The sequence below is a fragment of the Streptomyces sp. PCS3-D2 genome, assembly GCF_000612545.2.
In the GTDB taxonomy this organism is placed as follows: Bacteria; Actinomycetota; Actinomycetes; order Streptomycetales; family Streptomycetaceae; genus Streptomyces.
In genome coordinates, this window is the sequence record NZ_CP097800.1 from 3,549,761 (window position 1) to 3,561,388 (window position 11,628).

At 72.0% G+C, this 11,628-nt stretch carries 12 protein-coding genes; 4 read left to right on the forward strand and 8 right to left on the reverse strand.

Features of this window, described 5'->3' with window-relative positions; translation table 11 throughout:
- Window positions 1–147: 147 nt before the first annotated feature.
- From AW27_RS15360 to AW27_RS15380, 5 genes are all read right to left on the reverse strand, one after another.
- Window positions 148–1,224, reverse strand: coding sequence for an aspartate-semialdehyde dehydrogenase (locus AW27_RS15360; RefSeq protein ID WP_037920883.1), 1,077 nt, complete (start codon window positions 1,222–1,224; stop codon window positions 148–150).
- A complete protein-coding gene (locus AW27_RS15365) occupies window positions 1,221–2,495 on the reverse strand; it encodes an aspartate kinase (protein ID WP_030838740.1) in 1,275 nt (424 codons plus the stop codon). Before AW27_RS15365 ends, AW27_RS15360 begins: the two co-directional genes overlap by 4 nt.
- Before the next feature lie 119 nt (window positions 2,496–2,614).
- Window positions 2,615–3,262 carry a DUF5063 domain-containing protein gene (locus AW27_RS15370; RefSeq protein WP_037920878.1) on the reverse strand — a complete coding sequence of 216 codons (648 nt, stop codon included), beginning with the start codon at window positions 3,260–3,262 and terminating at the stop codon, window positions 2,615–2,617.
- Entirely contained in the window at window positions 3,255–3,854 is a 600-nt protein-coding gene (gene recR, locus AW27_RS15375; RefSeq protein ID WP_037920876.1) for a recombination mediator RecR, read from the reverse strand. Before recR ends, AW27_RS15370 begins: the two co-directional genes overlap by 8 nt.
- A gap of 63 nt (window positions 3,855–3,917) precedes the next feature.
- The gene (locus AW27_RS15380) at window positions 3,918–4,262 is read right to left on the reverse strand and encodes a YbaB/EbfC family nucleoid-associated protein (RefSeq protein WP_078556344.1); all 345 of its coding nucleotides are present in this window, start codon (window positions 4,260–4,262) and stop codon (window positions 3,918–3,920) included.
- Between the two features lie 290 nt (window positions 4,263–4,552).
- Between AW27_RS15380 and AW27_RS15385 the strand changes: the two genes are divergently transcribed.
- Complete coding sequence (locus AW27_RS15385) at window positions 4,553–5,302, forward strand: SLATT domain-containing protein (protein WP_037920867.1); 750 nt, start codon at window positions 4,553–4,555, stop codon at window positions 5,300–5,302.
- Between the two features lie 97 nt (window positions 5,303–5,399).
- On the opposite strand, the gene AW27_RS15390 is transcribed toward AW27_RS15385, so the two are convergent.
- The 3 genes from AW27_RS15390 to AW27_RS15400 form a co-directional block, all read right to left on the reverse strand.
- On the reverse strand, window positions 5,400–6,050 hold the full coding sequence (locus tag AW27_RS15390; RefSeq protein ID WP_037920865.1) for a hypothetical protein: 651 nt from the start codon (window positions 6,048–6,050) through the stop codon (window positions 5,400–5,402).
- A gap of 108 nt (window positions 6,051–6,158) precedes the next feature.
- Window positions 6,159–6,824, reverse strand: a complete 666-nt coding sequence (locus AW27_RS15395; RefSeq protein WP_037920863.1) for a GntR family transcriptional regulator — start codon at window positions 6,822–6,824, stop codon at window positions 6,159–6,161.
- Between the two features lie 97 nt (window positions 6,825–6,921).
- Window positions 6,922–8,280, reverse strand: coding sequence for an aspartate aminotransferase family protein (locus AW27_RS15400; RefSeq protein ID WP_037920861.1), 1,359 nt, complete (start codon window positions 8,278–8,280; stop codon window positions 6,922–6,924).
- 307 nt (window positions 8,281–8,587) lie between these two features.
- Here AW27_RS15400 and AW27_RS15405 point away from each other — a divergent pair, with 307 nt between their 5' ends.
- The 3 genes from AW27_RS15405 (at window position 8,588) to AW27_RS15415 (ending at window position 11,568) form a co-directional block, all read left to right on the forward strand.
- Entirely contained in the window at window positions 8,588–9,217 is a 630-nt protein-coding gene (locus AW27_RS15405; RefSeq protein WP_037920855.1) for a DJ-1/PfpI family protein, read from the forward strand.
- Window positions 9,210–9,704, forward strand: a complete 495-nt coding sequence (locus AW27_RS15410) for a MarR family winged helix-turn-helix transcriptional regulator (RefSeq protein ID WP_037920849.1) — start codon at window positions 9,210–9,212, stop codon at window positions 9,702–9,704. The genes AW27_RS15405 and AW27_RS15410 overlap by 8 nt, the downstream gene beginning before the upstream one ends.
- A gap of 253 nt (window positions 9,705–9,957) precedes the next feature.
- A complete protein-coding gene (locus AW27_RS15415) occupies window positions 9,958–11,568 on the forward strand; it encodes a serine/threonine-protein kinase (protein WP_037920847.1) in 1,611 nt (536 codons plus the stop codon).
- Window positions 11,569–11,628: the final 60 nt, after the last annotated feature.

An 11,628-nucleotide genomic window follows, 5' to 3' on the forward strand; every position in this document is an offset into this window, starting at 1 on the left:
GGTCAGGGTTGTACGCGCGCAGAGGCCTCGGCAGGGAACTCCGTATTGTCCTCATGCGTACCCGCTCTTCCCGATTGCCCCGTCCAGCGAAACGGCAGTCGGGCCATCACCTTGATCAAGGGATCGGCACCGATCCTACAAAGCGAATTACGCACATTCACCTGCGATCAGTTCCGCGATCTGTGTGGCGTTCAGCGCCGCGCCCCGGCGGAGATTGTCGGCGCACACGAAGAACTCCAGCGCGTACGGGTCGTCGAGCGCGGCCCGTACGCGCCCCACCCAGGCCGGATCCGTCCCGGCGGCGTCCACGGGGGTGGGGAACTCCCCCGTCCCGGGATCGTCCACCAGCACCACGCCGGGCGCGGTCTCCAGGATCTCCCGGGCGTGCGCCGCCTTGACCTCGTTCTCGAAGCCGGCCCGCACCGTCAGCGAGTCACCGGTCAGGACCGGCACCCGCACGCAGGTCACCGACACCGGGAGCGCCTCCAGTTGAAGAATCCGGCGGGTCTGCGCGCGTACGGCCAGCTCGTGCGAGGACCAGCCGTCCTCGTTCAGCTCGCCGCACCACGGCACCACGTTCAGGGCCAGGGGAGCCGCGAACGGTCCGGTGTCCTCGCCCACGGCACGGCGCACGTCGCCGGGCTGCTCGCCCAGGGAGGTCCCCGCGACCAGCGACAGCTGGCGGCGCAGCGCCTCGGAGCCGGCCCGGCCGGCCGCGCTCGCGGCCTGGTACGTGGAGACGGCCAGCTCGGTCAGGCCGTACTCGGCGTGCAGCGCCCCCAGCGAAGCGATCATCGCGGCGGTGACGGTGTCCGGGCTGGCGACGATCCCGCGCGGCCTGATGCGTGCCGCGTGGGCGTTGATCTCGGGCACCACGAGCGGTACCTCGGGATCCTCCCGGAAGGCGGCGGACTGGTCGACGACGACCGCGCCGCGCGCGGTGGCGACGGGCGCCCAGCGGGCCGAGACCTCGGCCGGGGTGAGGAAGAGCGCGACATCGCCCGCCCCGAGGCCGTCGAAGGCGTCCTCGGTGAGGGCGAGCACCTCGCACTCCTGTCCTCGGACGGACAGCATGCGGCCGGCCGACCGCCCGGAGGCGATCAGCCGTATGTCGCCCCAGACGTCAGCCCGCTCGGACAGCATCCGGAGCAGGACCGAGCCGACTGCTCCGGTCGCCCCGACGACGGCGAGAGCCGGAGCCGGGGCCGACCGGGCGGCGGTCATCGTCCGGTGCCTCCGTAGACGACGGCCTCGTCGCTGTCGGAGTCGAGGCCGAAGGCCGTGTGCACGGCGCGGACGGCCTCGTTGACGTCGTCCTGGCGGGTCACGACCGAGATGCGGATCTCCGAGGTGGAGATCAGCTCGATGTTGACGCCCGCGTCGGACAGCGCCTGGAAGAACGAGGCGGTGACGCCCGGGTTCGTCTTCATACCGGCCCCGACCAGGGAGATCTTGCCGATCTGGTCGTCATAGCGCAGGGAGTCGAAGCCGATCGCGCTCTTCGCCTTCTCCAGGGCGTCGATGGCCTTGTGGCCCTCGGCCTTGGGAAGCGTGAAGGAGATGTCGGTGAGGCCCGTGGAGGCCGCCGAGACGTTCTGCACGATCATGTCGATGTTGATCTCGGCGTCCGCGATGGCGCGGAAGATCGCCGCGGCCTCACCCGGCTTGTCCGGGACGCCGACGACCGTGATCTTGGCTTCGGAGACGTCGTGAGCGACTCCGGAGATGATGGCGTGCTCCACCTGCTCGTCCCCTTGCGGATTCTCGTTGCTGACCCAGGTGCCCGGCAGTCCCGAGAAGGACGAGCGGACGTGGATCGGGATGTTGTATCGGCGTGCGTACTCGACACAGCGGTGCAGCAGCACCTTGGAACCGGAAGCCGCCAGCTCCAGCATGTCCTCGGAGGAGATCCAGTCGATCTTCCGGGCCTTCTTCACGACGCGGGGGTCGGCGGTGAAGACGCCGTCGACGTCGGTGTAGATCTCGCAGACCTCGGCGTCCAGTGCCGCGGCGAGCGCCACGGCGGTGGTGTCCGAGCCTCCGCGGCCCAGCGTGGTGATGTCCTTGGAGTCCGCGGACACGCCCTGGAAACCGGCGACGATGGCGATGTTGCCCTCGTCCAGCGCGGTGCGGATCCGGCCCGGCGTGACATCGATGATGCGCGCTTTGTTGTGCACCGAGTCGGTGATGACGCCTGCCTGGCTGCCGGTGAACGACTGGGCCTCGTGGCCCAGGTTTTTGATCGCCATGGCCAACAGGGCCATGGAGATCCGCTCTCCCGCGGTCAGCAGCATGTCGAATTCGCGTCCGGCAGGCATCGGCGAAACCTGCTCGGCGAGATCGATCAGCTCGTCCGTCGTGTCGCCCATCGCGGACACCACCACGACCACTTGGTGGCCGTTCTTCTTGGCGTCCACGATCCGCTTGGCGACACGCTTGATGCCCTCGGCATCGGCTACGGAGGAGCCTCCGTACTTCTGCACGACAAGGCCCACGTGCGCTCCTCGGTCAGTCCGTCTCATTGCGGGTGCAGTCTAACGAGCGACCGGGATCCGACCTCCTCGTACCGCATCATGAGACGAAAAGATCACAATCCGGGTTCCGTGCCGGAGGGTCACGTGCGGCCCAGGCCGCCGAGCTCCTCCGCCATGACCTTCCCCGCCTGCTCCGCCAGGTCGTCCTCGGTCAGGTCCTCGTCCGTGTCCAGGCCGTCCAGGGCCGCCAGCGGCTGGTTCAGGCGCACGTGCGAGATCAGGGACTGCAGGGCGCGCAGGGTCGCCGAGGCCGTCGGGCCCCAGTTGGTGAAGTACGAGAACTGCCACCACCACAGCGCCTCGGTGATGCGACCCGCCTGGTGGTGGATGAGGCCGTGGCGCAGGTCGGCGACCACGTCGGCCAGGTCGTCGGAGATCCGGTGGGCCACCGGGGCCTTGCGCGGCTCGTACGGGTCGAAGACCTCGGAGTAGACGTCGACCGGCTCCAGCATGATCGCAAACCGCTCGCGCAGGTCGTCGACGTCCGGTTCCGGGCCGAGATCGGGCTCGTAGCGCTCTTCGGGCAGCACGTCCTGGTACGCGCCCAGTCGCCCGCCCGCCAGCAGCAGCTGGGACACCTCCAGGAGGAGGAAGGGCACCGCACTGTCCGGATCCTCGCCCTTGGCGACCTCGGTGACCGCGACGATGAACGACTCGATCTGGTCCGCGATCGAGGCGGCGAAGTCGTCCGGATCCTGGCCGAGAGCGTGCAGCGTTGCGTCAGACATCGAGAAGTCGCCTTCCTTCAAAGGCCCGCCCCAGCGTGACCTCGTCCGCGTACTCCAGATCTCCCCCGACGGGGAGCCCGCTGGCCAGGCGGGTGACCTTCAGGCCCATGGGCTTGATCATGCGGGCGAGGTAGGTGGCGGTCGCCTCGCCCTCCAGGTTGGGGTCGGTGGCGAGGATCAGCTCGGTCACCTCACCGTCCGCCAGCCGCGCCAGCAGCTCGCGGATGCGCAGGTCGTCCGGGCCGACGCCCTCGATCGGGCTGATCGCGCCGCCGAGGACGTGGTACTTGCCCCGGAACTCACGCGTCCGCTCGATCGCGACCACGTCCTTCGGCTCCTCGACGACACAGATGACCGTCGCGTCCCGGCGCGGGTCGCGGCAGATGCCGCAGCGCTCCTCCTGCGCCACGTTCCCGCACACGGCACAGAACCGGACCTTGTCCTTCACTTCGAGCAGCGCGTGCGCGAGGCGGCGGACGTCGGTGGGCTCGGCCTGCAGGACGTGGAAGGCGATCCGCTGCGCGCTCTTGGGCCCGACGCCGGGCAGCCTGCCCAGTTCGTCGATCAGGTCCTGGACCACGCCTTCGTACAACGGACTGCCTTCTTTCGTCTTTCGTGGGATGGGTCGAGCGGGGAGGAAGGAGGGAGAGTACTGCTAGAATGGCAGGCCGGGAATCCCGCTGCCACCGCCCAGGCCCTGCGCGAGGGGGCCCAGCTTCTGCTGCTGGAGCGCCTGGGCGTTCTCGCCCGCCGCCTGGACCGCCGCGACCACGAGGTCGGCCAGCGTCTCCGTGTCCTCCGGATCCACGGCCTTCGGGTCGATCACCAGGGCGCGCAGCTCACCGGAGCCGGTGACGGTCGCCTTGACCAGGCCGCCGCCGGCCTGGCCCTCGACCTCGGTCCGCGCCAGCTCCTCCTGCGCGGCGGCGAGGTCCTGCTGCATCTTCTGGGCCTGCTGGAGCAGCTGCTGCATGTTGGGCTGGCCACCACCGGGAATCACAGGGCACTCACTTCCGTACGTCGGTACCGTCGGGACCTTTCGCGACCCGAGACCTGCGGAACGCTTGGTCAATCCGAGCCTACGTGCTCCCCGGGCGCCGCGCCCTACGCCGTGAGGACCAACTCTTTCGAGTGAGAGTCGGGGCCTGCGCGTACCTGATGGAGCCCTCCTTGCGAGCGGAAATCCCGGGATTCGTTGCCCATCGCCCGCCATTCGAAGGTAGGAAGAGCATGCGCATCATTGCGCACACGCGCACCACCACACGTCAGCGCAGGCAGAGGGAGTGCCGGGTGAGCCAACCGGAGATGCAGCCCGAGGGGCCACCCCGGGATCCCCGGGAGGAGGGCGGCGGGCCGATGGCGGCGGGCGATCTGACCGGCCGGCCCTTCCCCCTCGGGGACTGGGGGGAGCCCGCCGAGCGGCTCGACGAGCTCTACCGGCGGGTCGAGGCGGACGCGCTGCGCACGGCCGAGTGGTACCTGTCCGACCGGGCGTGGAAGCGCCGCGGAGCGCGCGTGCTGCGCGTCGGCGCCGCCCTGGGGGCCGTCACGGGCGCCGCGATGCCGGTACTGGAACTGACCGGCTCGGCGCCGGGCGGATCGGCGTACGGGTACCTGGCGCTGCTGCTGGGCGCGGCCGCGCTGGCCTGCGACCGGTTCTTCGGACTGACGTCGGGTTGGATGCGGGACGTGGCCACGGCCCAGGCGGTGCAGCGCCGGCTCCAGACCCTGCAGTTCGACTGGGCCTCGGAGAACGTCCGCGAGGTGCTCGGGCCCACCGAGGGCACCGCCAGCGAGGCCGCCGAGCGGTGCCTGACCGTGCTGCGGCGCTTCTCCGAGGACATCACGGAGCTGGTGCGGTCGGAGACCGCGGACTGGATGGTGGAGTTCCGTTCCGGTCCCGCTCCGCTGGTGATGCAGTCGCTGGGGGCCTCCGGGGCGCGCGGCGCTGACGCGTACGTCCCGCCGGCCCGCTTCCCGCTGCCGCCGGGCACCCGCCCCAACATGCCGCGCCAGCGGCCCCCCGAGCAGCCGCGCTGACCCGGTGGAGGGGGCGGGGGCGGGGCCGCCCCCGCCCACCGGCCCGGGCAGCAGGTACGAGCACAGGTACAGGTACGGGTACGGGTCTGCAGGCAGCTCAGCTGAAGATGATCATCGATCCCTGTCCGAGACTGCGCGTCGCCGCCGCGTGCAGTCCCAGCCAGACGTGCCGCTCGCGGGCGAAGGGGCTGCCGTCGTACGGGATCGGTCCCGCCGGCTCCTCCAGCGAGGTCGGCCGCCCCGGCGGCGCGGGCGCCGCCGGCGGGTTCCCCGGGTCTATCCCGATGGAGGGAGCGACGAACACCAGCTCCCGCAGCAGCCCCTGCGCGGACCCCAGCGGCCCGCCTCCGGCCAGCAGCTCCTCGTTCGCCAGGGGCGCCGGGAAGTCGACGGGCACATAGGCGCCCGCGTGGTCGTAGTGCCACACCAGGTGCGACTGCTGAGCGGTGGGCTCGAACATCTCCAGCAGCTGTTCGTAGTCCCCGCCCAGCTCGTCCACCGGGGTCACCGGCAGGCCGCAGAGCTGGAGCAGGTAGGCGCGCCTCAGGAAGTGCAGGGCGTCGTAGTCGAAACCGGCGACCGGGGCGACGTCCCCGCTCAGACCCGGCATGTACGCGAACACGGGCACGGACGGGAGCCCGGCCTGGCCCAGCGCCTTGTCGTACGAGGCGATCTCTTCCGCGAAGGGGTTGTCGGGGCTGTGGCACAGCACGTCGACAAGGGGGACCAGCCACAGGTCACAGGCCACACGGCCTCCGATCAGTCGTTGTCGCCGATCAGGCCAGCGTAGTGCGCCGGACACCCTCCGCGAAGGGGTGCGCGGAACTGCGGCCGCCCCCAGGGGCCCGGCAGGGGTTCAGAGGCGCTCGGCCCAGGCCAGCGCGTGCTCGTTGTAGCCGTGCACGATGCGGCGGACGGCATCGGCGTCCGCCCGGGTCACGGCGTCCACCAGATCGCTGTGCCCGTCCCAGAGGGCTTCCCGCAGCTGCGGGTCGCGCTGGAGGTGGGGGACGGCGAAGACCCAGCACTGCACGCGGATGCGGTGCAGGAACTCGGTGATGTACGGGTTGGCGACGAGCCCGCTGAGTTCCCGCCAAAAACGCAGGTCGTAGCCGATCAGCACCTCCAGGGAGCCGCTCCGGGCCGCCCTGCGCGCCTCCTCGCCCCGGCGGCGCACCGACACCAGCATCTCGCCGAAGCCCGGGGTGGTGCCCCGCTCGGCGAGCCGGCGGAAGATGCCGTCCACGACCAGCGAACGGGCCTCGATCATGCCGCGGAAGTCGTCGACCGAGAAGACCCGCACCCGGAAACCCCGGTGCTGGACCAGTTCCAGCAGCCCCTGGGCCGAGAGGTCCACGAGCGCCTCGCGCACCGGAGTCGCGGAGACCTCGTACTGCTCGGCGATCTGCTTCACGGTGAACTCGGTCCCCGGGGGCAAGCGTCCCGCGAGCACCTCGTCACGCAGCGCGTCCGCGATCTGCTGGCGAAGCGTGTTGCGGGTGACAGCGCCGCTGCCTGGCATAGGGGTCCGTCTCCTGTCGTAGAGCTTCGGACACCATAGGCCAGACAGCGAGGCCGAAACCGGTCGGTCGGTGGGGATTGTGTGGTGACTGTCCCGGCTACCCGGTGGTGTGCCGGTCGGCGACCGTGAGCGCCTCGTCCAGCAGGGCCAGGCCCTCCTTGGCCTCGGCCTCCGTGATGGTGCAAGCGGGGACGACATGGGTCCGGTTCATGTTGACGAAGGGCCACAGCCCGCCGGCCTTGCAGGCCGCCGCGAACTCGGCCATCGGGGTGTTGTCCGCCCCGGCCGCGTTGTACGGGACGAGCGGCTCGCGCGTCTCCTTGTCCCGTACGAGTTCCAGGGCCCAGAAGGCACCGAGGCCGCGGACCTCGCCGACCGACGGGTGGCGCTCGGCGATCTCGGCGAGCGCCGGGCCGATCACGTTCTCGCCCAGGTGGGCGGCATGCTCGACGACGCCCTCCTCCTCCATCGCGTTGATCGTCGCAACGGCGGCGGCGCAGGCCAAGGGGTGTCCGGAGTACGTCAGTCCGCCCGGGTAGGGGCGGGTCGCGAACGTCTCGGCGATGGCGGCCGAGATGGCCACGCCGCCGAGCGGCACGTAGCCGCTGTTGACGCCCTTGGCGAAGGTGATCAGGTCCGGCGTGACGTCCCAGTGGTCGGCGGCGAACCACGCACCGGTGCGGCCGAAGCCGGCCATGACCTCGTCGAGGACGAAGACGATGCCGTAGCGGTCGCAGAGCTCGCGGACGCCCGCGAGGTAGCCCGCGGGCGGGACCATGATGCCCGCCGTGCCCGGCACGGTCTCCAGGATGATCGCCGCGATCGACTGCGGGCCCTCGAAGGCGATGGTGTCGGCGAGGTGGGTGAGGGCGCGCTCGCACTCCTCGGCCTCGGTGGTCGCGTGGAAGGCGGAACGGTAGAGGTACGGACCCCAGAAGTGCACGACGCCGGCCGCGGCGGTGTCGGACGGCCAGCGGCGCGGGTCCCCGGTGAGGTTGATCGCGGCGGCGGTGGCCCCGTGGTACGAGCGGTAGGTGGAGAGCACCTTGGCGCGGCCCGTGTGCAGACGGGCCATGCGAACGGCGTTCTCGACGGCTTCGGCGCCCCCGTTGGTGAAGAAGATCTTGTCCAGGTCGCCGGGGGTCCGCTCGGCGATGAGGCGGGCGGCCTCGGAGCGGACGTCGACGGCGAAGCCGGGCGCGAGGGTGCAGAGCCGGGCGGCCTGCTCCTGGATCGCGGCCACGACCTTGGGGTGCTGGTGGCCGATGTTGGTGTTGACCAGCTGGGAGGAGAAGTCGAGGTAGCGCTTGCCCTCGTAGTCCCAGAAGAAGGAGCCCTCGGCCCCCGCGACGGCGAGCGGGTCGATCAGGGCCTGGGCGGACCAGGAATGGAAGACATGCTTCCGATCTGCGTCCTTCACGGCGGCAAGGGTGTGCGGGGTGACATGAGGGGTCATGGCGCCACGCTAGAAGTGCGCAGGTGGGGAGGGATATCGGCGGACTGTATGGGGGTGGCGGGCCGGTCTCGGCAGTCTGTCGGCACCTCCCGGGCGCCCCTGCGCCATATTGACAGCATCCTGTCGTTATGACAGTCTCTTGTCATAGGTGCTTTTTGTGGAAGCCCTCGCGGAGGCCGCTACGGACGGCTTGCGCGGCACATCCCACGAGCATCGCCCAACCCGCCGACACCACGCTCACCACACCTTTCGGACGCGGTGAGCGCCGACGGCACCTGGCACCATCCGACGCTGGAGGCGAACCACCATGAGCGAGACCGCACGCAAGCCCGTCCACCTCGCGGTCTACGACACGTACGCGGACTGGGAGACCGGCCACACCACCGCGCACCTCACCCAGCGAGGCCACGCCGTGCGGACCGTCGGCCTCACCGCCGGAGCGCCGGTCACCACCATGGGCGGCATCCGCATCCAGCCTGACCTGGGCCTGGCCGATCTGCGACCGGAGGACTCCTCGCTGCTGATCCTGACCGGGGCCTCCCTGTGGGACGCGGGCGACGAACTGGGGCCCTTCGCGGCGAAGGCCCGGGAGTTCCTGGCCGCCGGCGTACCGGTCGCGGCGATCTGCGGAGCCACCGCCGGCCTCGCCCGCGAGGGACTGCTGGACGACCGCAGGCACACCAGCGCGGTCTCCTTCTACCTGGCCGAACAGCCGGGCTACCAAGGCTCCGAGCACTACGTCGAGGCCGATGCGGTCACCGACGGGGACCTGATCACGGCGGGCCCGACGGAACCGGTCGCCTTCGCCCGCGAGGTCTTCGCCCGCCTGGACGTCTACAAGCCGGAGGTCTTGGACGCCTGGTACGGGCTCTTCCACCACTCGGACGAGAGCGCCTACCCGGTCCTGATGGCGGCATCGGCGGCGGGCGATGCTTGAGCCGACGTCACCCGCGTCCTCCCGGACCCGGCAGGACCTGCTGAGCCGCACCGCGCTCGGGGTGTTCCGACTGAACGGCCAGTTCCTCTCCCTCTCCGAGGAGCTGGCGCGCCCCGCCGGGCTGACCGCCGCCTGGTGGCAGGTGCTGGGCGCGGTGCTGCGGGAGCCGCTGCCCGTCGCCGGGATCGCCCGCAGCATGGGGATCACCCGGCAGAGCGTCCAACGCATCGCGGACCTGCTCGTCGCCAAGGGCCTCGCCGAGTACGCGCCGAACCCGGCGCACCGGCGGGCCAAGCTGCTGCGCCCGACGGAGGAGGGCCGCGCGGCGGTGGACCGGATCGGCCCGGGCCACTCGGCGATGGCCGCCCGCCTCGCGTCCGAGCTGGGGGACGCCGCCTTCGCGGAGACGGTCCGGGTCCTGGAGCGGCTCGCCGCGGCCCTGGACACGCTGCCCGCGCCGCGTGACCCGGCCGGCCCGGCGGCCTGAGTCCCCCGGGCCGGCCGTGCGGGGTCCGACTCGGCCCAGGGGCCGGGGTGGGGGTCGGCGTCGAGGTTCAGGTGAGCGTCGAGGGCGGGGCCGGATGCGCGCCCGGGCAGGGGTCGGGTCGGGGCCCGGGCAGGGGCCCGGGCCAAGGCCCCTGCCCGGGTCCGGCGGCGCTGACCGGGAGGCAACCGGTCGGCGTCCCCACCCGTCTTTCCCGGCGGAGCTGTTCGGCCAGCAGGGGAAGGACCGCCCGGCCATGGAACAATTGCATCCGCACGACCCGCACCACGTCGGCCCGTACCAGCTGCTGTCCCGGCTCGGCAGCGGTCGCACGGGGCGGGTGTACCTCGCCCGGTCCGACGGCGGCCGTACCGTCGCGGTCACGCTGGCCCACCCCGGACTCGCCGCCCGCGAGGAATTCCGCATCCGCTTCCGCCAGGAGCTCGCCGCGGCCCGCCGGGTGGTCGGCGAGTGGGCCGTCCCGATCACGGACGCCGACACCGAGGCCGCCACCCCCTGGTTCGCCACGGACCACGTCGTCGGACCGAGCCTGCGGCGGGTCGTCGCCCACGACTTCGGCCCGCTGCCGGAACGGTCCGTACGCGTTCTGGCGGCGGGCCTCGCACACGCTCTCCAGGACATCCACCGGGCTGACGTCGTCCATGGCGACCTGACGCCCTCGAAGGTGCTGATCACCCTCGACGGCCCGCGCGTCATCGACTTCGGCATCACCCGCGCCCCCACCGGGTGCGAAACAGGCCCGCCCCGGGCGGGCGACGCCATCGACTCCCCCGGCTTCACGGCCCCCGAGCGGATCCGCAGCGAGCCGGTGAGCGCAGCCTGCGACGTGTTCCGCCTCGGCACGGTCCTGGCGTACGCGACCACGGGACGGGTGCCCTTCGGGAGCGCGGAACGCCCCGGCGGCCACGCGGCACCCCCGCCGCGCGGCGCTGGAGTCGCCGCATCCGAACTGGCCGGCGTACCGGCCGGGTTGCTCGACCTCATACGGGACTGCCTGCACCGGGATCCAGGTGCGCGGCCGGGGCCGGCCGAGGTGCTGGCCCGGCTCGGCGCCGAGGAGACCGTGGCCGACGGGAGGGCCCTGGAGCCCTGGCTGCCGGCGCCGCTGGTGGCCGGGCTCGGCCGGCGCACCCTACGACTGCTGGACCGCGAGGACGCCGGGCCGGACCGCGCGGCGCCGGCACCGCCTCCGCCTCCGCCTCCGGTGCCGCCCTCCTGCTCCGCGTACCCCCCGCTGGAACCGGAACGTCCGCCCAGGCCCTGGACGGCGTCCACCGCCCTGCTCCTCGCGGTCGCCGCGGTCGTCGCAGCCCTGTCCGTCGGCACCGTGTACGCGGTGATGAGCGGGGCAGAGAGTCCGCGGCCGCCCGTCCCGAGCCCCGGTCCGCCAGCGCCGACGGGCTCCGGTCAGGCCTCCGCTTCGGCTCCGGGTTCCGCTTCGGGTTCGGGTTCCGCTTCCGGGTCGGGTTCCGCTTCGGGTTCGGCTTCGGGCGCTGCCCCGGGTTCCGCGTCGGCTCCGGTGGGCGGCGGCCTGCCGGAGGCGTACACCGGCACCTGGCAGGCCGTCCGCGCCGGCCAGACCTGGTGGCTCACCCTCACGCACGGCGGGGTCGGCGAGCAGGTGATGTCCCTGACCGTCCATGACCCCGGATTCACCTGCTCCTGGACAGCGGCCCTGCGCGGCGCTTCCGACCCCGTGGAGCTGGACGCCTCCACCGTCACCTCCGGCGCTCCGCCGACCTGCACGGCGGGCGGCCGGAGCCGACTGCGGCTGCTGCCCGACGGCGCGCTGCGCAGAGAACTCGCGGGGCGCGGCAGTCCCCCGCTCGACTACCGCAGACAGTGACCCGCTCGTCCGCGCCGAGGCCGAGGGGCCCGCAGCCACAGTTCGTCGCACGGAGCGGCG